The sequence below is a fragment of the Streptomyces kunmingensis genome (assembly GCF_039533535.1).
GTDB lineage: Bacteria > Actinomycetota > Actinomycetes > Streptomycetales > Streptomycetaceae > Streptomyces > Streptomyces kunmingensis.
In genome coordinates, this window is the sequence record NZ_BAAATS010000047.1 from 7,063 (window position 1) to 32,622 (window position 25,560).

General features: G+C 69.5%; 21 protein-coding genes, 4 tRNA genes and 1 pseudogene. 11 read left to right on the forward strand and 15 right to left on the reverse strand.

From position 1 onward, the window contains the following. Positions 1 to 12: 12 nt before the first annotated feature. From ABD366_RS39270 to ABD366_RS39305, 8 genes are all read right to left on the reverse strand, one after another. Positions 13 to 88, reverse strand: a tRNA-Gly gene (locus tag ABD366_RS39270). 46 nt (positions 89 to 134) lie between these two features. Further along, positions 135 to 743 carry a response regulator transcription factor gene (locus ABD366_RS39275; protein ID WP_324774098.1) on the reverse strand — a complete coding sequence of 203 codons (609 nt, stop codon included), beginning with the start codon at positions 741 to 743 and terminating at the stop codon, positions 135 to 137. Beyond that, on the reverse strand, positions 740 to 2,128 hold the full coding sequence (locus ABD366_RS39280) for a sensor histidine kinase (protein ID WP_324774106.1): 1,389 nt from the start codon (positions 2,126 to 2,128) through the stop codon (positions 740 to 742). Before ABD366_RS39280 ends, ABD366_RS39275 begins: the two co-directional genes overlap by 4 nt. Positions 2,129 to 2,153: 25 nt before the next feature. Then, positions 2,154 to 2,921, reverse strand: coding sequence for an ABC transporter permease (locus tag ABD366_RS39285; RefSeq protein ID WP_324774104.1), 768 nt, complete (start codon positions 2,919 to 2,921; stop codon positions 2,154 to 2,156). An 11-nt stretch (positions 2,922 to 2,932) separates the two neighbouring features. Beyond that, positions 2,933 to 3,925, reverse strand: coding sequence for an ABC transporter ATP-binding protein (locus ABD366_RS39290; protein ID WP_324774096.1), 993 nt, complete (start codon positions 3,923 to 3,925; stop codon positions 2,933 to 2,935). 153 nt (positions 3,926 to 4,078) lie between these two features. Beyond that, positions 4,079 to 4,154: transfer RNA gene (locus tag ABD366_RS39295), tRNA-Gly, on the reverse strand. 79 nt (positions 4,155 to 4,233) lie between these two features. After that, positions 4,234 to 4,305 (reverse strand) — tRNA-Gly (locus tag ABD366_RS39300). A gap of 221 nt (positions 4,306 to 4,526) precedes the next feature. Further along, complete coding sequence (locus tag ABD366_RS39305; RefSeq protein ID WP_324774094.1) at positions 4,527 to 4,847, reverse strand: histone-like nucleoid-structuring protein Lsr2; 321 nt, start codon at positions 4,845 to 4,847, stop codon at positions 4,527 to 4,529. 342 nt (positions 4,848 to 5,189) lie between these two features. On the opposite strand from ABD366_RS39305, the gene purS reads away from it, so the two are divergent. The 7 genes and pseudogenes from purS (at position 5,190) to ABD366_RS39340 (ending at position 12,083) form a co-directional block, all read left to right on the forward strand. Continuing rightward, complete coding sequence (gene purS, locus ABD366_RS39310) at positions 5,190 to 5,489, forward strand: phosphoribosylformylglycinamidine synthase subunit PurS (protein ID WP_324774092.1); 300 nt, start codon at positions 5,190 to 5,192, stop codon at positions 5,487 to 5,489. Beyond that, a complete protein-coding gene (gene purQ / locus ABD366_RS39315) occupies positions 5,486 to 6,169 on the forward strand; it encodes a phosphoribosylformylglycinamidine synthase subunit PurQ (protein ID WP_324774090.1) in 684 nt (227 codons plus the stop codon). Before purS ends, purQ begins: the two co-directional genes overlap by 4 nt. After that, positions 6,166 to 8,427, forward strand: coding sequence for a phosphoribosylformylglycinamidine synthase subunit PurL (gene purL, locus ABD366_RS39320; RefSeq protein ID WP_324774088.1), 2,262 nt, complete (start codon positions 6,166 to 6,168; stop codon positions 8,425 to 8,427). The genes purQ and purL overlap by 4 nt, the downstream gene beginning before the upstream one ends. Positions 8,428 to 8,610: 183 nt before the next feature. Continuing rightward, complete coding sequence (locus ABD366_RS39325; protein ID WP_324774086.1) at positions 8,611 to 9,129, forward strand: ArsR family transcriptional regulator; 519 nt, start codon at positions 8,611 to 8,613, stop codon at positions 9,127 to 9,129. Positions 9,130 to 9,180: 51 nt separating this feature from the next. Beyond that, positions 9,181 to 10,059, forward strand: a pseudogene (locus tag ABD366_RS39330) (M23 family metallopeptidase); the annotation flags it as partial. Between the two features lie 306 nt (positions 10,060 to 10,365). Continuing rightward, positions 10,366 to 11,193 (forward strand): maleylpyruvate isomerase family mycothiol-dependent enzyme, encoded by an 828-nt coding sequence (locus tag ABD366_RS39335; RefSeq protein ID WP_324774084.1) that lies wholly within the window; start codon positions 10,366 to 10,368, stop codon positions 11,191 to 11,193. Between the two features lie 68 nt (positions 11,194 to 11,261). Beyond that, positions 11,262 to 12,083: an META domain-containing protein gene (locus ABD366_RS39340; RefSeq protein WP_324774082.1), complete on the forward strand. Its 822-nt coding sequence runs from the start codon at positions 11,262 to 11,264 to the stop codon at positions 12,081 to 12,083. A gap of 63 nt (positions 12,084 to 12,146) precedes the next feature. On the opposite strand, the gene ABD366_RS39345 is transcribed toward ABD366_RS39340, so the two are convergent. Together ABD366_RS39345 and ABD366_RS43710 are read right to left on the reverse strand one after the other, a co-directional pair. Further along, complete coding sequence (locus ABD366_RS39345; protein WP_324774080.1) at positions 12,147 to 13,631, reverse strand: sulfatase family protein; 1,485 nt, start codon at positions 13,629 to 13,631, stop codon at positions 12,147 to 12,149. 218 nt (positions 13,632 to 13,849) lie between these two features. Further along, positions 13,850 to 13,942 (reverse strand): putative leader peptide, encoded by a 93-nt coding sequence (locus tag ABD366_RS43710; protein WP_363197895.1) that lies wholly within the window; start codon positions 13,940 to 13,942, stop codon positions 13,850 to 13,852. Positions 13,943 to 14,237: 295 nt separating this feature from the next. Between ABD366_RS43710 and purF the strand changes: the two genes are divergently transcribed. Continuing rightward, entirely contained in the window at positions 14,238 to 15,764 is a 1,527-nt protein-coding gene (purF, locus tag ABD366_RS39350; RefSeq protein ID WP_324774078.1) for an amidophosphoribosyltransferase, read from the forward strand. Between the two features lie 34 nt (positions 15,765 to 15,798). Beyond that, positions 15,799 to 16,893, forward strand: coding sequence for a phosphoribosylformylglycinamidine cyclo-ligase (purM, locus tag ABD366_RS39355; protein WP_324774076.1), 1,095 nt, complete (start codon positions 15,799 to 15,801; stop codon positions 16,891 to 16,893). Positions 16,894 to 17,039: 146 nt separating this feature from the next. On the opposite strand, the gene ABD366_RS39360 is transcribed toward purM, so the two are convergent. Then, positions 17,040 to 17,306 (reverse strand): DUF3073 domain-containing protein, encoded by a 267-nt coding sequence (locus ABD366_RS39360; protein ID WP_324774074.1) that lies wholly within the window; start codon positions 17,304 to 17,306, stop codon positions 17,040 to 17,042. Between the two features lie 263 nt (positions 17,307 to 17,569). Next, a complete protein-coding gene (locus ABD366_RS39365; RefSeq protein ID WP_324774072.1) occupies positions 17,570 to 18,691 on the reverse strand; it encodes a Leu/Phe/Val dehydrogenase in 1,122 nt (373 codons plus the stop codon). A 243-nt stretch (positions 18,692 to 18,934) separates the two neighbouring features. Between ABD366_RS39365 and ABD366_RS39370 the strand changes: the two genes are divergently transcribed. Together ABD366_RS39370 and bldC are read left to right on the forward strand one after the other, a co-directional pair. Next, a complete protein-coding gene (locus tag ABD366_RS39370) occupies positions 18,935 to 19,804 on the forward strand; it encodes a DUF8083 family protein (RefSeq protein ID WP_324774070.1) in 870 nt (289 codons plus the stop codon). 486 nt (positions 19,805 to 20,290) lie between these two features. After that, the gene (gene bldC / locus ABD366_RS39375; protein WP_003949541.1) at positions 20,291 to 20,497 is read left to right on the forward strand and encodes a developmental transcriptional regulator BldC; all 207 of its coding nucleotides are present in this window, start codon (positions 20,291 to 20,293) and stop codon (positions 20,495 to 20,497) included. A gap of 549 nt (positions 20,498 to 21,046) precedes the next feature. On the opposite strand, the gene ABD366_RS39380 is transcribed toward bldC, so the two are convergent. From ABD366_RS39380 to hrpA, 3 genes are all read right to left on the reverse strand, one after another. Next, positions 21,047 to 21,250 carry a DUF6274 family protein gene (locus ABD366_RS39380; RefSeq protein ID WP_324774067.1) on the reverse strand — a complete coding sequence of 68 codons (204 nt, stop codon included), beginning with the start codon at positions 21,248 to 21,250 and terminating at the stop codon, positions 21,047 to 21,049. 129 nt (positions 21,251 to 21,379) lie between these two features. Further along, positions 21,380 to 21,454, reverse strand: a tRNA-Asp gene (locus ABD366_RS39385). A gap of 94 nt (positions 21,455 to 21,548) precedes the next feature. Continuing rightward, a complete protein-coding gene (gene hrpA / locus ABD366_RS39390; RefSeq protein WP_324774065.1) occupies positions 21,549 to 25,553 on the reverse strand; it encodes an ATP-dependent RNA helicase HrpA in 4,005 nt (1,334 codons plus the stop codon). Positions 25,554 to 25,560 lie beyond the last annotated feature (7 nt).

Genomic DNA, 25,560 nt, shown 5'->3' on the forward strand with positions numbered 1-25,560 from the left:
CTCTCGACTTGATGGAGCGAACGACCGGGTTCGAACCGGCGACCTCAACCTTGGCAAGGTTGCGCTCTACCAACTGAGCTACGTTCGCAAAGCGCCGCTTTCGCGGTGCTCTGTGCGCCGAAGCGCGACGCCTACTATACCCAACCTCGCTCACGTGCGATCCGCACCGCCGCGTGCCGGTTCTCGGCGCCGAGCTTCGAGACGGCCGACGACAGATAGTTCCGTACGGTCCCCTGCGACAGGGCCGCCCGCTCGGCGATCTCCGCCACCGGCGCTCCGTCGGCGGCGAACTCCAGGACCTCCGCCTCGCGCGCGGTCAGCGGCGAATCCCCGGCCGAGATCGCGTCGGCCGCCAACTCCGGGTCCACATACCGGTTTCCGGCGTGCACGGTCCTGATGATCTCGGCGAGCCGCTGCGCGCTCACGGTCTTCGGTACGAAGCCTCTTACGCCGGCCGCGAGGGCCCGCTTCAGATGCCCCGGGCGGCCGTGGCTGGTCACGATCATGGTGCGGCAGCCGGGCAGTTCGGCGCGGAGCGTTGTGGCGACACTCACACCGTCCGCGCCCGGCATCTGCAGATCGAGTACGGCGACGTCCGGCGCGTGCGCCCGGGCCATGGCGAGTGCCTCGGGCCCGGTGGCGGCCTCGGCGACGACGACCAGGTCCTCCTCCAGCGCGAGCAGGGCGGCGAGGGCGCCACGAATAAGGTGCTCGTCATCGGCGAGCAGCACACGCAAGGTCATCGCACACCTTCAGCCCACCGCGCCCGAACCGACTCGCCCCCGCCCGCCACCTCACCGGCCTCCGCCACCGGCCCGCCCGTCACGTCCGCGGCATCCGCAGCCGGTGCCCCGGCCGTTTCCGCCGCGTCCGCCGCCGGCACTCCCGCCGCCTTCGCGGCATCCCCCGCCGCCGTCAACGGTACCGATGCCGTCACCCGGAACACCCCTTCGCTCACCACTCCCGCCTCCAACGTCCCTTCCAGCGCGGCCAGCCGCTCCCGTAGTCCCGCTAGGCCCGAGCCGCGGTTGCCGGAGACGGCCGTGCCGGCCTCGCCGGTGTTGCCGACCCCGTCGTTCTCCACCGTCAGCACGACCTGCCGCGTCCCGTTCTCGAGCCGTACCCGGCAGGACTTCGCGTCCCCGTGCCGCAGCACGTTCGTCGTGGCCTCCCGGACCACCCAGCCGAGCACGGACTGCACCTCGGGCGGCAGCCCCGCGGCGGACCCGGTCACCGTGCAGTCGATCCCGGCAGCACTCAACACGCCCCGTACACCGCCCAGTTCGGCCTCGAGGTCGGCCTCGCGATATCCCCGTACGACATCGCGTACCTCCTTCTGCGAATCCCGGGCGATGCGCTGCACCTCGATCATCTGTGTCACCGCGTCCTCGGTCCGGCCGCGCCGGGCCAGCTGGACGGCCAGTTCGCTCTTGAGGGCGACCACGGCGAGATTGCGGCCCATGACGTCGTGCAGATCCCGGCCGAACCGCAGCCGTTCCTCGGCGACGGCGAGCCGGGCCTCGACCTCGCGGGCGTGCTCGGACTCCCACATGACGGAGAGGTTCCAGGCGCTGCACCGCGCGGTCAGCAGCTCCAGCGGGATGCTGAGACCCAGTACGACGGCGAGTGCGAGCAGTCTGCCGAGGCTCGAGCCCACGGCGGCGAACAGCCCGAGCGCCGCCACGACGCCCACACCGCTCTGCCGCAGGAACGTGCGGACCGGCACGGTCAGGACGTAGGCGCAGCAGAACGGCATCGGCGCGAACAGCAGCGGCAGGGCGATCAGGCCGTCCTTCACACTGTCCGTCGCGGTGAGCGCGGCGATCAGGCCGAGCGCCGTCACGAGGAGCCCGGCCGCCGTGCGGGACAGGGCGGGGGACACGGGGCCGCGCCCCAGGTACTGGTCGAGGGCGCCGCGCAGGTGGAAGTGGGCGACGACGCACTGGACGACGTTGACCACGGCCAGCGCGCAGCCCAGGGCGACCGCGACCGCGTCGTGGCGGAGGGACCCGACGAGCGTCGGGCCCGACCAGGCGACCAGGTACGCCCAGTTCACCGAGCGCAGCATGAGCCGGCTCTGCCATTCGACCCGCTCGACCTTGCTGCGCTCCCGCCACCGGCCTCGCATCCGCACAGTTACGCTCCTGCCCGCTTCACCGCCGCGGCTCCCACCGGAACCACCGTCGTACAGCAAACACCGCGAGAATGATCCAGGCCACCGACGTGAGGAGGGCACCCAGCGCGTCGTAGGAGGACAGCTCGCCGCTCCAGCCGCCGCGGATCAGGGTGAGCGGTCCGGTGAGGGGCAGCAGCTCGCAGAGGGAGGCCAGCTTGTCCGGCATGACCTCCAGCGGGGCGAACGTGCCGGAGCCGAGCATCGAGATGATCAGCATCGGCATCGAGGCGACCTGGGCGCTTTCGACGCTGCGGCTGGCCACGGTGGTCACCGCGGCGAGCGCGACACACAGCGGGATACCCAACACGAGCCCCAGCAAGGCGTACTGAGGTGCAGCGGGTGCGCCCACGTCCAGTGCGACGGTGCAGGCGAGTGCCAGGACGACGCACTGCGCGAGCCCGATCGCGACGGGGGGCAGCGCCGCCCCGGCGAGGATCTCGGCGTCGCGCAGCTCGCCGGTCCGCAGCCGCTTGAGGACCAGTTCCTCGCGCCGTGCCGCGTACACGCTGACCAGCGAGCTGTAGACGGCGAACAGCAGCGAGAAGCCGATCGCCCCGGACAGGATGACCACGCCGACGCTGAGTCCGGCCCCCTTCAGCGCCTTCTCGTCGAGCGACACACTGACGCTGAACGGCAGCACCAGGGGGACGAACAGGGCGCTGATGAGCACGCCCTTGCTCCGTCCGATGAGCGTCAGCTCGGCCCGCGCGAGCGCCCGCAGGCGTCCCGCCGGGGTGGTCGTCATCGTCGCCGTACTCACGCCGCCACCTCCTTCGCCTGCTCGTTCTTCTGTGTCCCCTGCTCCGCGGTCCCGTCCTTCGCGCCCCGCGCGATCCGCAGGAACGCCTCTTCGAGGGAGGCTCCCCGCACATCGAGCCGGCGCAGCTCGACCCCCGTGTCCCTGGCCCACACCAGCAGTCCGGTGGCGGCCCGCTGGAGGTCGTCGGTGCGGAGCCGGACGAGGCGCCCGGTCAGTTCGTGTCCGCTCACGCCGAGCCGGCCGAGCGGCGGCAGATCGCCCACGTGGTAGCCGTCGGGCAGCTCGAAGGCGATGTGCGAGGGTTGCGAGGCGACGACCTCGTCGACGCGGCCCTCGGCGGCGATCCGCCCTTCGTGCAGGATGGCGAGCCGGTCGGCGAGCGCCTCGGCCTCTTCGAGGTAGTGCGTGGTCAGCAGGACGGTCGTGCCGTCGGTGCGCAGCGTACGTACCAACTCCCAGGTCTCCCGGCGTCCTTCGGCGTCGAGTCCGGTGGTCGGTTCGTCGAGGAAGAGCACTTCGGGCCGTCCGAGCAGCGCGAGCGCGAGGTCGAGGCGGCGCTTCTCGCCGCCGGACAACTGCTTGACGCGGACCTTGCGCCGGTGGGCGAGCCCCACCATGTCCAGGGCTTCGCCGACCGGGCGTGCTCCGCTGGTGCAGCCGGCCCACAGCCGTACGGTCTCGGCGACGTTCAGCTCGGCGGGGAAGCCGCCTTCCTGGAGCATGACGCCGATCCGCGGCCGTACCCGGTCGCGTTCGGTGTGCGGGTCGTGGCCGAACACCCGCACCTGTCCGCCGGCGGGGGCCGCGAGTCCTTCGAGGAGCTCGACGGTGGAGGTCTTGCCCGCGCCGTTGGTGCCGAGGAGCGCGAAGAGTTCGCCGCGGCCCACGGAGAAGCTGACTCCGCGCACCGCCTCGAAGGAACCCCGCTTGCCGTCCCCGTACACGCGGCGCAGATCAGTGACATCGATCACGCGCTCGTTGCTGGTCATGTATCCAGCCTCGGGGCGGCCGGGTCCGTCCGGCAGTGCGCGCTGTCATCGACGTACATGACAAATGTCAGAAGCCGGGGACCGTGCCTGTGGGGATGCCTGTGGGGATACGCGAAAGGCCCCGGATCCGAGGGGATCCGGGGCCTTTCGAACTGGAGCGAACGACCGGGTTCGAACCGGCGACCTCAACCTTGGCAAGGTTGCGCTCTACCAACTGAGCTACGTTCGCATTGCCTCCGTCCGGCTTTCACCGGGCGGCGCGAGCATCAGCCTACCGCACCCAGAAGAGTGATCGGTACGCGATGCGGAGCGGGTGACAGGAATTGCACACTGCGCCTTCCCCCTGGAAGGGGGATGTTCTACTACTGAACTACACCCGCATGTACTCCGTGTGGTTCGGCCTTTCGGCCTTGCCCCTCGGCGTGCTCCAGACTCTAGCCGACCAGCGGGGGTGCAGCGCAAGTCGGTTGTTCCGAGGGGCTCCTGACGGCGCCGGCCCGCGCGCCCGGCCGGCCGGAAGCTCCGCCTGCCGCGTGCTCCGTCGGCTTCGGTGAACGCCTGCCGCGTGCTCAGTCGGCTTCGGCGAACGCCTGTCGCGTACTCAGTTGGCTTCGGCGAACGCCTCGTAGACCCGCTTCGGGATCCGGCCGCGCGGCGGGACGTCGAAGCGGTTCGAGCGGGCCCACGCGCGTACGGCGGCGGGGTCCGGGCTCAGGTCGGTGTGCGTGAACGCCTTGCCGGTCCTGCTGGACTGCTTGCGGCCCGCCCGGAGGTACGGGGCCAGGGCCGCGCGGAGCTTTTCGGCATTGGCCTGATTGAGGTCGATCTCGTACGACCTGCCGTCGAGACCGAAGACGACCGTTTCCGCCGCTTCTCCGCCGTCGATGTCGTCAAAGAGAGTGACCACGACACGCTGCGCCACGAATATCGGTCCCTTCGTCCGGCACCCCCGCTTTGACGTGCGGTGATGTCGACTGTCCAGCTCTGATTGGGCAGATCTCGGGCAATGCTGCTCCCGAGTTCAGGCAGGTTGCCTGTATGCGCCATTTCCTTTTTACCCTGCCCGGCAATGTGCTGGGAAGACCAGTTAATAATCTCCGCGTGTCTGTCACGTTGGTTATCCGGACTCTTTCCCTTAATTTTCCGTGCGGATCTGATGTCGTTGCCGTAATGTGATCCGGCTCTCGTAGCTTCCTACCGTCTACGCGAGTAGAAGATTTGGGCAGGTACGCTGAACGGACCTGCTCAGCACCACACACCGGGAGTGCCAGTGGCACGCGTCGTAGTCGACGTCATGCTCAAGCCGGAGATCCTCGACCCCCAGGGCCAGGCGGTGCAGCGTGCGCTGCCGCGCCTCGGTTTCGATGGCATCTCCGATGTTCGCCAGGGAAAGCGATTCGAGCTCGAAGTGGACGGGCCGGTGGATGACGCCACCCTCGCCCGTATCCATGAGCTCGCGGAAAGCTTCCTCGCCAACACGGTGATCGAGAACTTCATCGTGAAGGTAGAAGACGCCGCGGGCGCGGAAGAGCCCGTTTCCTCCGCGGTGGGGGCCGAAAAGTGACCGCTCGTATTGGCGTGGTCACCTTTCCTGGCTCCCTCGACGACCGGGACACCCAGCGCGCGATCCGTCTGGCCGGTGCCGAGCCGGTTGCCCTGTGGCACAAGGACAAGGACCTGAAGCAGGTCGACGCGGTCGTCCTGCCGGGCGGATTCAGTTACGGCGATTACCTGCGCGCGGGCGCCATCTCGCGTTTCTCGCCGGTCATGGAGACGCTGATCGACCAGGCGAAGGCGGGCCTTCCCGTCCTCGGTATCTGCAACGGATTCCAGGTCCTCACCGAGGCCCACCTGCTTCCGGGCGGCATGCTGGGCAACGACCACCTGCACTTCATCTGCCGCGACCAGAAGCTGCGCGTGGAGAGTGCGGACACCGCCTGGACCGCCGACTACGAGGCGGGCCAGGAGATCCACATCCCGCTGAAGAACATGGACGGGCGGTACGTCGCCGACGAGCGCACGCTCGACATGCTGGAGGCGGAGGGCCGTGTCGTCTTCCGGTACCTCGACGTCAATCCGAACGGTTCGCTCCGTGACATCGCCGGCATCACGAACGAGGCGGGCAACGTCGTCGGTCTGATGCCCCACCCGGAGCACGCCGTGGAGCCCCTCGTCGGGAGCGGCCGCACCGACGGCCTCCCCTTCTTCACCTCGATCCTCAAGAAGCTGGTCGCCGCCTCATGAGCCTCGACACCGTAGAGAACGCAAGCAAGACCCCCGACGTCGAGCTGCCCTGGGCCGAACTCGGCCTGAAGAAGGACGAGTACGAGCGGGTCGTCGAGATCCTCGGCCGCCGTCCCACGGGTGCCGAGCTCGCCATGTACTCGGTCATGTGGTCCGAGCACTGCTCCTACAAGTCGTCCAAGGTGCACCTGCGCCAGTTCGGCGAGAAGGCGCCCCAGTCCGACGCCATGCTCGTCGGCATCGGTGAGAACGCCGGTGTGGTGGACGTCGGCCAGGGTTATGCCGTCACCTTCAAGGTCGAGTCCCACAACCACCCCTCTTATGTAGAGCCCTACCAGGGTGCGGCTACAGGAGTGGGCGGCATCGTGCGCGACATCATCGCCATGGGCGCGCGTCCCGTCGCCGTGGTCGACCCGCTGCGCTTCGGTGCCGCCGACCACCCCGACACCAAGCGCGTGCTGCCCGGCGTCGTCGCCGGCATCGGCGGCTACGGCAACTGCCTGGGCCTGCCGAACATCGGCGGCGAGGTCGTCTTCGACGCCTGCTACCAGGGAAACCCGCTGGTCAACGCGGGTGCGATCGGCGTCATGCGGCACGAGGACATCCACCTCGCCAAGGCGTCCGGCGCCGGCAACAAGGTCATCATGTACGGCGCCAGGACCGGCGGCGACGGCATCGGCGGCGCCTCCATCCTGGCCTCCGAGACCTTCGACGACGCCAAGCCCTCGAAGCGGCCCGCCGTCCAGGTGGGTGACCCCTTCCAGGAGAAGCTCCTCATCGAGTGCACCCTGGAGGCGTTCGCCGAGAAGCTCGTCGTCGGCATCCAGGACCTCGGCGCGGCCGGCATCTCCTGTGCCACCAGCGAGCTGGCGTCGAACGGCTCGGGCGGTATGCGCGTCGAGCTGGACGACGTGCCGCTGCGCGACTCCACGCTCTCTCCTGAGGAGATCCTCATGAGCGAGTCGCAGGAACGCATGTGCGCCGTCGTGGAGCCGGAGAAGGTCGCCCGCTTCCTGGAGATCTGCGAGAAGTGGGACGTCATCGCCACCGTCATCGGTGAGGTGACCGACGGCGACCGCCTCGAGATCTTCTGGCACGGCGAGAAGATCGTCGACGTCGACCCGCGCACGGTCGCGCACGACGGTCCGGTCTACGAGCGCCCCTACGCGCGCCCCGAGTGGCAGGACGCGCTCCAGGCCGACGACGCGAACAAGCTGCCGCGCCCTTCTTCGAGTGATGAGCTGAAGGCGCAGGTCCTCGCGCTCGTCTCCTCGCCGAACCAGGCGTCCAAGAAGTGGATCACCTCGCAGTACGACCACTTCGTGCAGGGCAACACCGTGCTCGCGCAGCCCGAGGACTCGGGCATGATCCGCATCGACGAGGAGACCGGCCTCGGTGTCGCCATCGCGACGGACGGCAACGGCCGCTTCGCGAAGCTCGACCCGTACACGGGCGCGCAGCTCGCCCTGGCGGAGGCGTACCGCAACGTCGCCACCACCGGTGCCAAGCCCCTCGCGGTCTCCGACTGCCTGAACTTCGGTTCGCCCGAGGACCCGGCCGTCATGTGGCAGTTCTCGGAGGCCGTCCGCGGTCTCGCCGACGGCTGCCTGCAGCTCGGCACCCCGGTGACCGGCGGCAACGTCTCGCTCTACAACCAGACGGGCGAGGCCGCCATCCACCCGACGCCGGTCGTCGCGGTGCTCGGCGTCATCGACGACGTGGCGCGGCGTACGCCGGTCGCGTTCGGGGAAGAGGGCCAGCTCCTCTACCTGCTCGGTGACACCCGCGAGGAGTTCGGCGGTTCGGCCTGGTCGCAGGTGGTCCACGACCACCTCGGCGGTCTGCCGCCGGTCGTCGACCTGGAGCGCGAGCGCCTGCTCGGCGAGATCCTGATCTCCGCCTCCCGCGACGGCATGATCGACGCCGCGCACGACCTGTCCGACGGCGGTCTGATCCAGGCCGTGGTCGAGTCGGCGCTGCTCGGCGGCAAGGGCGCCCGGCTGATCGTCCCGGACGGCCTCGATGCCTTCACCTTCCTCTTCTCCGAGTCGGCGGGCCGTGCGGTCGTCGCCGTGCCGCGGAGCGAGGAACTGCGGTTCAACGACATGTGCGGGGCGCGGGGTCTGCCCGTGACCCGGATCGGTGTCGTGGACGGTTCGGGCGAGGAGGCGACGGTGGACGTGCAGGGCGAGTTCGCGCTGCCGCTGGCGGAGCTGCGCGAGGCGCACGAGAACACGATTCCGGCGCTGCTGGCCTGAGTTCCCGGGTCCCGTTGGTTCGGCGAAGCCCCCTGCCCGTGACGGGTGGGGGGCTTCGGCGTGTCCGGGTATTCGGGTGTTCGGTTCGCGGATCGCGGATCGCGGTTAGCGGCTCGTGCTCGGGTGTTCGGTTCGCTCGAACGGGGCATTGCTTGGTTCTACGTAATTACGTAATCTCGACGCATGACGGATCTTGAGCGGCGGGTCGCCGAGCTGGAGCGGCGTCTCGACGCGTGGGAAAGCGGGCACACGAGCGGTCCGGCGGCGCCGACGGTCGCTCCGGGCACGTTCTGGGCGCTCGAAGGGCTGAAGGAACAGCTCACGGATGTCGCGAGCGGCGGGGTGCTGTTCACCGGCGCGATCCGCCTGCCGGGCGCGGAGGGAGGCCGTGCGTACGAGTGGCAGTACGGCGCTGTCACCGATGAGCTGCTGGCGTCCGACTGGACCGATGTGGCCGAGGCGTTCGCCGCGCTGGGGCACGGGTTGCGGCTCCGGCTGCTGCGCGAGGTCCTCGGCGGCCGTACGTCGGCCACCGAGCTGGCCGAGCTCGACGACGTGGGGACCAGCGGGCAGATCTACCACCACCTGCGGCAGTTGACCGCCGCCGGATGGCTGCGCTCCGCGGGACGGGGGCGCTACGAGGTGCCGGCGGGAAGAGTCGTGCCGCTTCTGGTGGCGCTGACGGCGGCCCGGCCGGCCTGACGACAGAAACGACCTGACCGACAGGGACGAGCAGCACCAACTGGGGGAGTCATGACCGTACGCAAGACCGCGATGGTGTCCTATCGCCTGCTTCAACTGGCCTTTGCTGCCATGATCGTCGGAGAGCTCTTCGACGCCTGGCCGCTGGCCTGGGGCTGGGCGTTCGTCCCGGGAGGGCTCGCCTTCGCGCTGGCCCTCGCCATCGGCCGGACCACGCCGCGCCCGAAAGGTTCCGACCAGGAGCCGGTGGAGGTCGCCCCGCCGGTACGCGGGCGCTGGTCCGCGTTGAACAGTCCGGCAGACAAGGTGCCGAGCCACGGCACGCACGCGTACGGGCAGACGTACGCGATCGACATCGTGGCGGAGAGGGACCAAGCCGGGGCCGGGGCCGAGGGTGAGGTCAGGGCCGAGGGCGGGGCCGAGGCTGAAGGGCCACGGCCCGGGTTCGCCGCCGTGTGGCCGATAGCCCGGCGGCCCGAAGCCTTCCCGGCGTTCGGTGAATCGCTGTACGCCGTCGCCGACGCCACGGTCGTCCGCGCCTCCGACTGGCGCCGCGACCACCTCAGCCGCAACTCCTGGCCCGCGCTCGTCTACTTGATGCTCCTGGAGAGCGCGGTACGGGAGGCGGGCGGCGCGGGCTGGATCGTCGGCAACCACGTCGTGCTGGACCTGGGGGACGGGGTGTACGCGATGTACGCGCACCTGCGCCACGGCTCCCTCACGGTGCGCCCCGGCGACCGGGTGCGGGCCGGTCAGGTGCTGGCCCACTGCGGAAACTCGGGGAACTCGACAGAGCCGCATGTCCACTTCCAGCTGATGGACGGCCCCGACCTGGACTCGGCAGCCGGTATCCCGTTCCGCTGGCGCGGGGTCGGGATACCGGGGAACGGCGAGACCTTCACGACGGCTGCGACCGGTTCGACTGCTCCTACGACTGCGACTGCTCCTACGACTGCGACGGCTCCTACGGCTGCGACGGCTCCTACGGCTGCGACGGCTCCTACGGCTGCGACGGCTCCTACGGCTGCGACGGCTCCGACCGTGTCGACCGTGCCAACCGCTCCGACCGCTGTGAGCCCGGCCGCTCCGACGGACCCGACCGCTACAGCGCCTGCTGCCGATCGGGCGTAGGCCCGCCCAGCGTGGCCCGGCCCGCCGGGGCGGCAGGGAGCGGGGGTTCGCGCTGGTCGAAAAGGGGCCTGAGCGGGTGCGCGGTGCGGGCGTAGGGTCGCCGTCATGAATCCTTCGCCGACCGGGGGCGGGACGGGCGCCTCGGCCAAGAAGCGCACGCGTTCCTACGCCTCCGCAAAGATCCGCACCGCTGTCCTGACCCAGTTCGGGAACGTACGGAAGGCGGCCGAGACGCTCACGCCCGAGCACCTCGCCGGGCCGACGCGGCTCGGCGACTGGACGGTGCGGGAACTGCTCGCGCACCTGTCGATGGCGCTCGGCGCGGTCGACCGGTCCCTCGCCCTGCCGGAACCGTCGAAGGCCGAGGTCGCCGCGCTCGACTGGCCGTTCGCCACAGCGGTCAACGCCGAGGGCATCGCCGACCGCAGCCGGTCCCTCGCGCTCGACCACCCCGACCTCCCGGCGCTGCTCGCCCGGACCGAGGAGCGCTTCGTGGCGAACCTGGAGGCCACCGCCGACGCCCGGCCGCTTCCGGTGGGGGCCGGCGCCATGTCCTTCGCCGACTACCTGGTCACCCGTACCGTCGAACTCGTCGTCCACACCGACGACCTGAACGACGCGGTGCCCGGCCTCGATGTGCCGTTCGACCGACAGGCACTGGCCGCCTGCACGCGGCTGCTCGCCGACGCGCTCGCCGTGAAGGCGCCGGGCGCCTCGACGGAGGTCCGGATTCCGCCGTTCGCCGTCGTCCAGTGCGTCGAGGGCCCGCGGCACACCCGCGGCACCCCGCCGAACGTCGTGGAGACTGACCCGCTGACCTGGATCCGGCTGGCCACAGGGCGTACGCGATGGTCGGTGGCGATCGACGACGCGCTCGTCAGGGCGAGCGGCGAGCGAGCCGATCTGACGGCGATCCTGCCGATCATGGCGTGAACCGCCCGGCGGGACACCTCGGATCCGGGGGACGGAACCGATCCGGGGGGCCGTCCCGTCACATCGGCATGTTCACGCAACGCAGCACCCGCGCCCTGTTCACCGCAGCTCTCCCCCTGGTCGCGCTCACCACCGTCGCGGCCTGCGGAAACGAGAAGGCACCCGGCACAGTGAAGGTCGGCGGCGCCCCGGTCGCCGGCGTCAACTGGGCCGTGGAGAGCGTGACGGTGGACGGGGCGACGACCAAAGCGCCGGACGGCGCGTACCTGAAGTTCGTCTCGGACGAGCGCGTGCGCGGCAACTACGGCTGCAACGACTTCGACGCGCAGGCCCAGGTCGACAACGACAGCGTCGACCTGGGCAAATCGACGACGACTCTCATGGGCTGCGCCGACACCGAGCAGCGCGCGTTCGAGAAGACCCTCGCCCGCGCCCTCGCCGACAAGAACACCGTCAAGGCCCGGGGCGATGACGGTCTCACGCTGACCCGTGCCAACGGCGACACGATCAGCCTGGCGAAACAGCCCGCCCAGCGGGACGCCGCACTCGTCGGCACCAAGTGGACGGTCGACACCCTCCACTCCGGCGACGTCGCGAAGTCCCTGCCGAAGGCGGCGCAGAACCGGGCCCGCCTCGTCTTCGACAAGGACGGCAAGGTCAGCGCCCGCCTCGGCTGCAACAGCGGCCGCGCCAAGGCCACCGTCAAGGACGGCCACATCACCTTCGGCCCGCTGAACAGCACCAGGATGGGCTGCGTCGGCGAGGCCGCCGACCTGGAGAAGGCGATGCGAAAGGTCCTCGACGGCAAGGCGAGCTACCGGATCGAGGGCGACGGCCTCACCCTGATCGCGGCCGACGGCACCGGCGCCGGCTTCACCGCGACGAAGTGACGCCCCGCGGGCGAGCGTGCGTGCCGGGTGCCGGGGCGCAGCCGGGGGTGCGAAGACGGGCTCTCAGGCCGGGTACGGAAGCAGCTCCTTGTCCGTCCTCTCCCAGACGCCCTTCAGCTCGGCCAGCAGCTCCGGCCGGTCGGCGGCCCGGTCGGCCTGTTCACGCAGGTCGGCGGAGAGGTCGAACAGCTGGTCCGTGCCGCTCTTGCCGCGGTAGTACTTCCAGTCGCCGCGCCGCAGGGCCCGCTCTCCGCGCACCCGCCAGAACAGGTCACGCCCGGCCGGCTTCTCGCCGCGCAGCAGATACCCGGCGAGGCTGGTGCCGTCGAGCGGGTACGCCCGGTCGGGCCGCGCCCCGCCGATCTCCAGGAGCGTCGCCGTCCAGTCGGGCGTGAAGACGGGCTCGTGGCTGACCTGCCCGCCGTCGAACCGCGCGGGCCAGCGCACGATCGTCGGCACGCGGATGCCGCCTTCCTGGAGGGACGACTTGTTGCCGGACAGCGGCCAGTTGTAGGAGAAGCGCTCGCCGCCGTTGTCCGAGGCGAAGAAGACGAGGGTGTCCTTCTCCTGCCCGGAGTCCTTGAGCGCCTTCAGCACCTGTCCGACGGACCGGTCCAGATCCTGGACCATCTCGGTGTACTTCTCCACGGAGCCGCCGTCGGTGTGGAACAGCGCCCGCCCGTCCCCGGCCTTGATCCTCCGTACGACCTCGGCGCTCTCCGCCTCGTCCCCGTCGGCTATCCAGGGCCAGTGCGGGGTGGTGAAGTTCAGGTTGAGCAGCCACGGCTTGTCCCCGTGATCCCGCCGTACGTACTCGCTCGCCCGCTCGGTCAGGATCCGTGTGTAGTACCGCAGGTCCTTGTACTCGGCGTCGCCCTCCCGCACGTCGCCCTCGTACAGGTCGTACTCGCCGCCGAGCCCCAGCTTCGAGTAGTACTCCAGGGCCCCGCCGAAGTTGCCGAAGAACTCGTCCCAGCCGGACTTGGTCGGCGAGTAGTCCGGCAGATAGCCGCAGTGCCACTTGCCGATCAGCGCGGTCGCGTACCCGGCGCCGCGCAGCAGCGAGGCGAGCGTGGGGTGGTTCGGGTCGAGCCCGACGGACCGGTCGGCGATCGGCTCGGCGAGCCCGCCCTTGGTACGTCCCGGATAGCGGCCCGTGTAGAGGCTGAACCGGGTCGGCGAGCAGGTCGCGGAGCCGCTGTACGCGTCGGTGAACCGGACGCCCTGCCGGGCCAGCCTGTCCAGGTTCGGCGTCTTGATGTGCGGGGCGCCGTACGAGGAGAGGTCGGCCCAGCCCAGGTCGTCACCGAGGATGAACAGGATGTTGGGCCGCTTGGCGGGCCGGCCGGGGGCCGCGCGAAACGGACGCTCCGCGAGCGCGGACTCGCCTTCGACGGATGCGGATGCAGATACGGATGCGGGTATGGACCCGGCTTCGGCGGAGGCAGAAGAGGGCGCGGCGGCCGTGCCGAGCGCCGCGACGCCCGCCGAGGCGCCGATCACCCCGCCGAAAGCGCGCCGGGACAGGTTCGAGGCATGCGAAGACATGGAGGGACTCCGGATGAACTGGAGGGAAAAGGGCGGAAAGGCCCCGCTCCTCCGGCGCAAAGGAGCGGAACGCGGGTGTTCCGGGTGCAACGGGACAGCTCAGTCACGACAGGCGTTCAGCCACGACAGGCGTTCAGCCACGACAGGCGTTCAGCCACGACAGGCGTTCAGCCACGACTGGCGTTCAGGCGCGACAGGCATTCAGCCACGACAGGCGTTCAGGCGCGGCGACAGATCGCGCTGGCGACACGGACGAGGTCCACGTGTCGGCGCTCCACAAGGGTGACCGTGCGGTCACGGAGGGGCTGCATGATCCAGGACCATGCCGAGCGTGACCTACACCTGTCAACGCCCGGTCCGCACTCCGGACGCACGACGTGCGTCCCGTCACACTTGGCGCGGGCGGCGCCCCGAGCCCCGGCCGACCCGCCGCCCACCCCCCTGAAGTGCGGCGGAGCCCTGAAATACCGGGGCCGACGAGCTTCCGGCGCCGCCCCGCGCTACGCGCGTCCGGTGGCTTCCACCAACCGCGGACGGGCCCCGTAGACGTAGGAAGCGCCGATCCCCAATTCGGACCCGTGGTCGATCTCGCCTACACTCGGTGGCGTGCCACGTGGTGACGGTCGACTCAATCATGATCTGCTCCCCGGCGAGAAGGGCCCCCAGGACGCTTGCGGCGTCTTCGGTGTCTGGGCTCCGGGTGAAGAGGTCGCCAAGCTCACTTACTTCGGGCTCTACGCCCTCCAACACCGGGGTCAGGAATCCGCGGGAATCGCGGTCAGCAACGGTTCCCAGATCCTCGTCTTCAAGGACATGGGACTCGTCTCCCAGGTCTTCGACGAGACGTCCCTGAGCTCCCTGCAAGGTCATATCGCGGTCGGTCACGCCCGCTACTCGACCACCGGAGCCTCCGTCTGGGAGAACGCCCAGCCGACGTTCCGTGCCACCGCGCACGGCTCGATCGCGCTCGGCCACAACGGCAACCTGGTCAACACGGCGCAGCTCGCCGAGATGGTCGCCGCCCTCCCCAAGGAGAACGGGCGGTCGACGCAGGTCGCCGCCACGAACGACACCGACCTGATCACCGCGCTGCTCGCGGGCCAGGTCGACGACGACGGCAAGCCGCTGACCATAGAGGAGGCGGCACCCAAGGTGCTGCCCCAGGCTCAGGGCGCCTTCTCGCTCGTCTTCATGAACGAGAACACCCTGTACGCGGCCCGTGACCCGCAGGGCATCCGCCCGCTGGTCCTCGGCCGCCTGGAGCGCGGCTGGGTCGTCGCCTCCGAGTCCGCCGCGCTCGACATCTGCGGCGCCTCGTTCGTCCGCGAGATCGAGGCCGGCGAGTTCGTCGCCATCGACGAGAACGGCCTGCGAACGTCCCGCTTCGCCGAAGCAAAGCCCAAGGGCTGTGTCTTTGAGTACGTCTATCTGGCCCGCCCCGACACCGACATCGCGGGCCGGAACGTGTACCTCTCCCGTGTGGAGATGGGCCGCCGCCTGGCGAAGGAAGCCCCCGCCGAGGCCGATCTCGTCATAGCGACCCCGGAGTCCGGGACGCCGGCCGCGATCGGCTACGCCGAGGCGAGCGGGATCCCGTTCGGCGCGGGCCTGGTGAAGAACGCCTACGTCGGCCGCACCTTCATCCAGCCCTCCCAGACGATCCGCCAGCTCGGCATCCGGCTGAAGCTGAACCCGCTCAAGGAAGTGATCAAGGGCAAGAGGCTCGTGGTCGTCGACGACTCGATCGTCCGCGGCAACACGCAGCGCGCCCTGGTCCGCATGCTCCGCGAGGCGGGCGCGGCGGAGGTCCACATCCGGATCTCGTCCCCGCCCGTGAAGTGGCCCTGCTTCTTCGGCATCGACTTCGCGACCCGCGCGGAGCTGATCGCCAACGGCATGTCGGTCGAGGAGATCGGCACTTCGCTGGGCGCCGACTCGCTCTCGTACATCTCCATCGACGGCATGATCGAGGCGACCACCATCGCCAAGCCGAACCTCTGCCGCGCCTGCTTCGACGGCGAGTACCCGATGGACCTTCCCGACCCCGAGCTGCTAGGCAAGCAGCTTCTGGAGACGGAACTGGCAGCGGGTCCGGCGGCCACGGCCGCGAACGACGCGATCCGTCGTCCGTAACCTCCGCAGCCCCGACACGAAAGCTCCCACACCCATGTCTTCTGAGTCTTCTGAGCGTGCTCCGCACGCGGGCACCGGTGCCAGCTACGCCGCCGCGGGCGTGGACATCGAGGCGGGCGACCGCGCCGTCGAGCTGATGAAGGAGTGGGTGAAGAAGACGCAGCGCCCCGAGGTCCTCGGCGGCCTCGGCGGTTTCGCCGGCCTCTTCGACGCCTCCGCCCTCAAGAAGTACGAGCGGCCCCTCCTGGCCTCCGCCACCGACGGCGTCGGCACGAAGGTCGACATCGCCCGCCGTCTCGGCGTCTACGACACCATCGGCCACGACCTCGTCGCGATGGTCATGGACGACATCGTCGTGTGCGGCGCCGAGCCGCTCTTCATGACCGACTACATCTGCGTCGGCAAGGTCCACCCGGAGCGCGTCGCGGCGATCGTCAAGGGCATCGCCGAGGGCTGCGTCCTGGCGGGCTGCGCCCTCGTCGGCGGCGAGACGGCGGAGCACCCGGGCCTGCTCGGCCCGGACGACTTCGACGTCGCCGGCGCCGGCACGGGAGTCGTGGAGTACGACAACCTCCTGGGCCCCAATCGCATTCGCAAGGGTGACGCGGTGATCGCCATGGAGTCGTCCGGTCTTCACTCGAACGGGTACTCACTGGTCCGCCACGTCCTCCTGGAGCGTGCCGGGATGGAGCTCGAGCGGCAGGTCGACGAGCTCGGCCGGACACTGGGCGAGGAGCTCCTGGAGCCGACGAAGATCTACTCCCTGGACTGTCTCTCCCTCACCAGCACCACCGAGGTCCACGCCTACAGCCACATCACCGGCGGCGGCCTCGCGGCGAACCTGGCCCGGGTGATCCCGGATGGCCTGCACGCCACCGTGAACCGTTCCACGTGGGCCCCGGGCGCGATCTTCGACCTCGTCGGCAAGGCCGGTCAGGTGGAGCGCCTGGAGCTGGAGAAGACGCTGAACATGGGCGTGGGCATGATGGCGATCGTGCCGCAGGAGTCGGTCGAGGTCGCCCTCACGACCCTCGCCGACCGTGGCGTCGAGTCCTGGGTGGCGGGCGAGATCACCGACCGCGGCGAGCACACCACGGGCGCCGAGCTGACGGGCGACTACGCGAAGTAGCAAGGAGCACGTGCCCCTCGCGGGCATCGTGCGGACAGCACAAAACCCGGTCCGGCGTGGTGACCACCCCGGACCGGGTGAAGTACAGCAGTAAGCAGAAATCACTCAGCAGAGATCAGCTACGTGCTGGCGGTGCAGTTACGAGGTCAAGCGCCGCGGCGCTGAGACGACGGACCGGACTCGTCGGAGTCCTCGTCCTCGCCCTCGTCGTACAGATCCGCATAGCGGGCGTACGGGTCGTCTTCCTCGTCGTCGTCATCGAAAGGCTCGCCGTTCGGCGGCTGATTCGATACTGGGTTCGACGTCGATGCGCCCAGCTCATTGGCCAGACGCGACAGATCAGTCCCGCCGCTGCTGTACTTCAGCTGGCGGGCGACCTTCGTCTGCTTGGCCTTTGCCCGGCCGCGCCCCATGGCTCGACCCCCTCGGATACGGGGCTCGATGGCCCCAGAGTCTTGACACGCGTTCATGATCTAGAACGGGCTCCCCGTGAGGAGACCGGTCCGTAGGGCTTCCACGGTACCTGAGCCCACGCCCATACGGTACGTCGCCCGCAGGACGCGCCTTGGCGCAGGACCAGCAAGGAGCCCTGTCCTCGCTGGTCAGCTGCGATTTTAACCTCTTCTGGACGGGCGACCCGCCGATCGGCGTGACTCTCGTTACGTAGCCGCCGCGATCAGTGCCCGGAACGCGCCTCCGCCATCCTCTGTTCGGCGATGCGGTCCGCCGCCGCGGCTGGCGGGATCCCATCCATCTTTGCGCGAGCGAAGATGGAAAGCGTGGTGTCGAAGATCTTCGATGCCTTTGCTTTGCACCGGTCGAAGTCGAAACCGTGCAGCTCGTCGGCGACCTGGATGACGCCGCCGGCGTTCACCACGTAGTCCGGGGCGTAGAGGATCCCGCGGTCGGCGAGGTCCTTCTCGACGCCCGGGTGCGCGAGCTGGTTGTTGGCCGCGCCGCAGACCACCTTCGCGGTGAGGACCGGGACGGTGTCGTCGTCCAGGGCGCCGCCGAGCGCGCAGGGGGCGTAGATGTCGAGGCCTTCCACCCGGATCAGGGCGTCCGTGTCCGCGACGACCGAGACTCCGGGGTACTGGTCCGTGACGCGGCGCACGGACTCCGCGCGCACGTCCGTCACGACGACCTCGGCGCCGTCCTCCAGCAGATGCCCGACCAGGTGGTACCCCACCTTGCCGACGCCCGCGACGCCGACCTTGCGGCCGCGCAGCGTCGGGTCGCCCCACAGGTGCTGGGCGCTGGCCCGCATGCCCTGGAAGACGCCGAAGGCGGTGAGCACGGAGGAGTCGCCCGCCCCGCCGTTCTCCGGGGAGCGGCCGGTGGTCCAGCGGCACTCGCGCGCGACCACGTCCATGTCGGCCACGTACGTGCCGACGTCGCAGGCCGTCACGTAGCGGCCGCCGAGCGAGGCCACGAAGCGGCCGTAGGCGAGCAGCAGCGCCTCGCTCTTGATCACGGCGGGGTCGCCGATGATCACGGCCTTGCCGCCGCCGTGGTCGAGGCCGGCCATGGCGTTCTTGTACGACATGCCGCGCGCCAGGTTCAGGGCGTCGGCGACGGCCTCGGCCTCCGTGGCGTACGGGTAGAAGCGGGTGCCGCCGAGGGCCGGGCCCAGGGCGGTGTTGTGGAGGGCGATGACGGCCTTGAGGCCGCTCGCGCGGTCCTGGCAGAGCACGACCTGCTCGTGCCCGCCCTGGTCCGAGTGGAACAGGGTGTGCAGAACATCCGGGGCAGTTGAGGTGCCGGAGGTGGTGACAGCTTCGCCGGTCACATCGGTCACTGTGGTGACTCCCAAGTACGTAGCGGCGGTTGGGCGGAATCCCGTGCGGGTGGCGGGCTTTTCCGTCGTTCGGTGCGCTAGAGATTAGAACGTGTAGGGGCCCGCCACGGCCGCAGTGCCGAGGATCACTCTCTCGCGTCCGGGGGCGGCGGAAGTACGGTCGAATCCCGCCCCGTCCCGCCCGATCCCGCCGTGGGACGATTTGCAGTGTTTTCCAGCCGTTGGGCGGGGGAGGGAGCAGCCGTGCCCAAGGTGTCGTCGGTGACCGTTCCGTACGCGTCGTATCTCCGTGTGTACGAACCCCTCGCGGCCTTTCCGCAGCCGGAGCGGGGCCACTGGGAGCGGTACGCGAAGCGCGAGCGCCGCCCCTCGTACCAGGACGAACTACGCCGTTCTTTGGCCGACTTGCTGCCCACCCCGCCGATTCCGGTGCCGGTGCACGAGAGCGACGACGCGTTCGTGATCGAGGCCGAAGGGGTGCTGTGCGTCTGCCCGTGGCGTACGCGGCTGCGCGGCTGGCAGGCCCTGGACGAGCTGCCGGGTGAGCTGTCGGCCCCGGTGCTGGACGCGGTGCTGCCGCCGGTGGTGCGGCGGCAGGCGTCCGACGACTACGAGCGCTGGCTGGAGCGCAATCCGGACGCCAGGCCCTGGATCCGTACGTCGACGTGGCAGGTGCCGCTGAACTGGTTCGTGCTCGTCTCCGACGAGGAGCGCGAGTACGAGGGCAAGGCCGATGGGGACGATGCGAACGGGGCCGGCGAGGGGGAGGGCCCCCGGCTTCGTTACCGCACCCCGATGGTCCAGGCGAGGCGCCGGGTCGCGCGCGGCCTCAGGACCCTGCGGGACGCGGTCGAGGAAGGGCCCCTGATCGAGGGCCTGGTGGACGTGGGGCGCTGGCTCGAGGAGTTCCATCCCCGCTCGTACGTCGAGCTCGACTACGGCGGACTCGTGCACATCCTGCCGCCGGATCTCCTCGACGAGGACCACTCGGCGGCGGACGTCGCCGAAGGGATCGAGGCACTGCGCCGCGGGGACGAGGCCGGAGCGAGCGAGGCGTACGCCCGGCTCGTGGAACGCTGGCGGGCCGTGCGGGACAGGCGGCACGCCAACTGACGGGCCTCGGGGGCCTCTTCGGGACCTACGTCCCGATCCGGGCTTTTGGCTCAAGCGTGACGGACTGCACTAACTTCACCCTTGCGCCCATCGCCCCTCCTCGTGCCAAAATAGGACAAGGAGTCCGGGGAGGGCTCCTTCCGTCCAACTATGTCCATCCATGGGCATGCATGGATGGATTACTCAGCATTGCACTGTCGCTGGGGGGTCTGACGACTCCTGATCGCTCTGTGACTGATCGTCACTGTGGCGTGACTGTCCGCTATGGCATGGTCCATCGGCTTCCGTCGCTGATGAACACCTGGGAGGGCAATTCCATCGGTTTGGCCGACGAGGCTGGACGGATGGTGTAGTTGTAGTGCCGAGGACAAGCCGTTCGTCCTATAACCGACTCGACCCGTGTCCGCCATTTCGGGCAACGCGGGTCAAGGTGCAGAATTTAAAGGAAAGAACCGAGAAGGTTCGGTTCTCCCGAGGAGGCCGCTCATGACCGCTCGCACCCCTGATGCCGAGCCGCTGCTGACCCCCGCCGAGGTCGCCACGATGTTCCGCGTGGACCCGAAGACGGTCACGCGCTGGGCAAAGGCTGGCAAGCTCACGTCGATTCGTACGCTCGGCGGGCACCGTCGTTACCGCGAGGCTGAGGTCCGCGCACTGCTTGCGGGCATTCCGCAGCAGCGCAGCGAGGCCTGAGGCACCGCATAACGCAGTAATACCGGGCGTTTCGGGCCCCCCAGCCCGGGTCGCGCCCACCCCTTGCTCCACACGACGCGGGTCCTGCCCCAACAGGTCCCACGCCCACTGAAGCGTCATCTCAACTGCATCACGGGCACGTCGTCGATCGCGCTGGACTCCGCCGGGTCCAGCGCGATTTTTTTGTGCCCGGCCGACCCCGGGCCGGCCTCCTGATCGGCCCTTGGTCGGCCTCCGGTGGGACCTCCGGTGGGACCTTCGGTGGGGCCTCCGGTTCGGTCTCCGACCAGCCTCGGCCCAGTCTCCGGCAGGTCTCTGGCCGGGCCCTTGGGGGTAACTGGGTAGCAGCTGTGAGAGTGGTGCAATTGCACATATTAAATTGAGGAGTTGTAGGAAGGGTGTAAGAAACGGTGTTTCCAAAACTACTTCGGTGACACCCGTCACACCCCGCGAAGCTTGTTGCTCATGTCACCCGTGCGCTAAAGGAGTTGCCGGAAGGGGCCTGTCTCCAGGGTCCCACCGCGCGAGGGCCTCGTGGGTCGGCTTTGGTCACCCCTGCTGGGGACTTTCGTCCCCGTCGCCCTCCCAGGCGCTCTCGGGGCCCTCCTGGGCCTCTGTGGCGGGATCCATGGCCAGATGCAGGAGTCGGTGGCAGATCGGGCAGTGCCGGGTGAGGTGGCGGTAACCGGATGCGGCGGAGAGGTGGGCGCGCAGCAGGGCGCGCGTCTCGTGCCGTCGTATGGGTGTGGCCATGCGTTCGCCTCCCGCCCGGGTCCTGGTTCCGGCGTACCGACGGGCCGTGCCGCAGTCAAGGGCGCCTGCCGAGGGGAGGGCATACGAGAAGAAGCCCGCACCGATACGGTGCGGGCTTCTCATCTCTTGCGGTCCTGACGGGATTTGAACCCGCGGCCTCCACCTTGACAGGGTGGCGAGCACTCCAAACTGCTCCACAGGACCTTGTTTCGCTGCGCTTTTACTGCGTTGCGCTGCGAGACAGGACTCTACAGCAGCGCAGGCCCAGCGGTCGAACTCACCCGGGGTGCGCGGACGATCACGGCGCGGCGGCGTCGATCGCCTTCACGATCCGCTTGTCCGAGACGGGGTACGCCGTGCCCAGCGCGTGCGCGAAGTAGCTGACGCGCAGCTCCTCGATCATCCAGCGGATGTCCAGGACCTCCTGTGGCACCGGCCGCCCCTGCGGCAGCTGTTCGAGCAGCCACGCGTACTCGTCCTGCATCTCGTGGACCTTCTCCATGCGAGTGGTGTCCCGCTGGACGCCGGTCGGCATCTGCTGGAGCCGCCGGTCGGCCGCGACGAGGTAGCGCATCAGGTCGGGCAGCCGGCGCAGACCGGTGCCCGTCACGAAGCCGGGGTGCACCAGGGCCGTCAACTGCGTCCGCACGTCCTGCCGGTTGGGCAGCAGCGTCGGACTGGTCGTGGCCTTCAGGCGCCGCTCGCAGGCCTGCCAGGCGGCGAGGACCTGCTGCACCTGGCCGACCGTCCGCACGGTCGTGTCGACGATCTCCGCGCGCACCTTCTCGTAGAGCTTGCGGTACGACTCCTCGTCCCAGGCGGGGCCGCCGAAGTCGGCGATCAGCTTGTCCGCGGCCGCCATCGCACAGTCGTCGAAGAGGGCCTGGACGGTGCCGTGCGGGTTCGCGGACAGGGCCAGCTTCTGGGCGTTGCTCAGCTTGTCCGAGGCGAACTTGCCGGGATTGACCGGAATGTTGCGCAGGATGAGCCGGCGCGTGCCCTTCCACATGGCCTGCGCCTGCTCGGCCTCGGTGTCGAAGAGGCGTACGGAGACGGTGTCGCCGTCGTCGACGAGCGCCGGGTACGCCTTGACCGGCTGGCCCGCCCGCCGGGTCTCGAAGACGCGGGAGAGCGTGCCGAGCGTCCAGTCGGTCAGGCCCGTGCGCTCGACGGACTCGCCGCCGGAGCGCTCGGCCGTCGCCGCGGCCGCCTTGGAGATGGCCTGGCGCGCCTTCGGTCTGAGCCGCAGCTTGAGGGCTTCCAGGTCCTTGTCCTCGGCGAGCTTGCGGCGCCGCTCGTCGACGATCCGGAAGGTGATCTTCAGGTGGTCCGGGATGCGGCTCAGGTCGAAGTCGTCGGCCGACACCGGGACGCCGACCATCCGCTGCAACTCGCGCGCGAGCGTCATCGGCAGCGGCTCCTGAAGGGGCACGGCCCGGTCCAGGAACGCCTTCGCGAAGTTCGGTGCGGGCACGTAGTTGCGCCGGATCGGCTTCGGCAGCGAGCGGATCAGCTCCACCACCACGTCCTCGCGCAGGCCCGGGATCTGCCAGTCGAAGCCGTCGTCCGTCACCTGGTTCAGGACCTGGAGCGGGATGTGGACGGTCACGCCGTCGGCGTCCGCGCCCGGCTCGAACTGGTACGTCACCCGGAACTTCAGGTTCCGCTGGTGCCACGCGTCCGGGTAGTCGTCCTTGGTGACGGCCTCCGCGGACTCGCGGATGAGCATGGACCGCTCGAAGTCGAGCAGCTCCGGCTCCTCGCGCTGCTTCTTCTTCCACCAGGAGTCGAAGTGCGCGCCGGAGACGACCTCCGCGGGCACCCGCTGGTCGTAGAAGTCAAAGAGGGTGTCGTCGTCGACCACGATGTCGCGGCGCCGCGCCCGGTGCTCCAGCTCCTCGACCTCGGTGAGGAGCGCCCGGTTGGCGGCGAAGAACTTGTGGTGCGTGCGCCAGTCGCCCTCCACCAGGGCGTTGCGGATGAACAGCTCGCGACTGACCTCGGGGTCGATCCGCCCGTAGTTGATCTTCCGCTGGGCGACGAGCGGAACGCCGTACAGCGTCACCTTCTCGTACGCCATCACGGCCGCCTGGTCCTTCTCCCAGTGCGGCTCGCTGTACGTGCGCTTCAGGAGGTGCTCGGCGAGGGGCTCGACCCACTCCGGCTCGATCTTCGCGTTGACCCGCGCCCACAGGCGGCTGGTCTCCACCAGCTCCGCCGACATCACGAAGCGCGGTGGCTTCTTGAAGAGGGCCGAACCGGGGAAGATCGCGAACTTGGCGTTGCGGGCGCCGATGTACTCATTGCGCCCGCCTCCCCGCTCGCGCTGCTTCGGGTCCTTCTGGACGGACTCCTTCGTCTCCTTTACGTCCTTCATCCCGATATGGGAGAGGAGGCCGGAGAGGAGGGAGATGTGGATGGAGTCGCCGGCGGCGTCGTCCTCGCCGAGATGGATGCCCATCTGCTTGGCGACCGTGCGCAGCTGCGTATAGATGTCCTGCCATTCGCGGATGCGCAGGAAGTTCAGGTACTCCCGCTTGCACATCCGGCGGAACGCCGAGGACCCGAGCTCCTTCTGCTGCTCGCGCACGTAGCGCCACAGATTCAGGAACGCCAGGAAGTCGCTGGTCTCGTCCTTGAAGCGGGCGTGGCTCTGGTCGGCCTGCGCCTGCTTGTCGGAGGGGCGCTCGCGCGGGTCCTGGATGGAGAGGGCCGCCGCGATGACCATGACCTCGCGCACGCAGCCGTTCTTGTCGGCTTCGAGGACCATGCGGGCCAGGCGCGGGTCGACCGGGAGCTGGGCGAGCTTGCGCCCCTGCTGCGTCAGCCGCTTGCGGGCGTCCTTCTCGCTGGGGTCCAACGCGCCCAGTTCCTGGAGCAGTTGCACACCGTCGCGGATGTTCCGGTGGTCCGGCGGGTCGATGAAGGGGAACTTCTCGATGTCGCCGAGGCCGGCCGCCGTCATCTGGAGGATGACCGAGGCGAGGTTGGTCCGCAGGATCTCCGCGTCCGTGAACTCGGGCCGCGCGAGGAAGTCGTCCTCCGAGTACAGCCGGATGCAGATGCCGTCGGACGTACGGCCGCAGCGGCCCTTGCGCTGGTTGGCGCTGGCCTGGCTGATCGCCTCGATGGGCAGCCGCTGCACCTTCGTACGGTGGCTGTAGCGCGAGATGCGGGCGGTGCCCGGGTCGATGACGTACTTGATGCCCGGGACGGTCAGGGACGTCTCCGCCACGTTCGTCGCGAGGACGATGCGGTGGACCGTGCCCGCGCCGGGACGCTGGAAGACGCGGTGCTGCTCGGCGTGCGAGAGGCGCGCGTACAGCGGCAGGATCTCGGTGAACCGGAGCTTCTTCTTCTCCAGCGCGTCCGCCGTGTCCCGGATCTCCCGCTCTCCGGAGAGGAAGACGAGGATGTCGCCCTTGCCCTCGCGCTGGAGCTCCTCGACGGCATCCGTGATCGCGGTGATCTGGTCGCGGTCGGAGTCGTCCGACTCCTCCTCCAGAAGTGGCCGGTACCTGACCTCGACCGGGTACGTACGGCCGCTGACCTCGACGATCGGAGCGTCCCCGAAGTGCCGCGAGAAGCGCTCGGGGTCGATCGTCGCCGAGGTGATGACGACCTTGAGGTCCGGGCGCTTGGGCAGCAGCTGGGCCAGATAGCCCAGCAGGAAGTCGATGTTCAGGGACCGCTCGTGGGCCTCGTCGATGATGATCGTGTCGTAGGCGCGCAGCTCGCGGTCCGTCTGGATCTCGGCCAGCAGGATGCCGTCCGTCATCAGCTTGACGAACGTGCCGTCCTGGTCGACCTGGTCGGTGAAGCGCACCTTCCAGCCGACCGCCTCGCCCAGCGGCGTGTGCAGCTCGTCGGCGACGCGCTCGGCGACCGTACGCGCCGCGATCCGGCGGGGCTGGGTGTGCCCGATCATGCCGCGCACGCCCCGGCCGAGGTCGAGACAGATCTTCGGGATCTGTGTCGTCTTGCCGGAGCCGGTCTCGCCCGCCACGATCACGACCTGGTGGTCGCGGATCGCCTCGGCGATCTCGTCCTTCTTCTGGCTGACGGGGAGCTGCTCGGGGTACGTGACATCGAGCGCGGCCCGGCGCTCACGCCGGACGGCCGTACGGACCTCTGCCTTCGCGGCCTCGGCGTCGATTTCGGCGACCACGGCGGCGCGCGCCTCGGGCTTACGGATCTTGCGCGCCCCTTCGAGCCTTCGGCCCAGGCGGTGCGCGTCACGGAGGGACAGCTCGGAGAGGCGCCGCGCGACGGCGTCCAGGGCGGGGGCAGGCTGCGTAGACATACGTCCT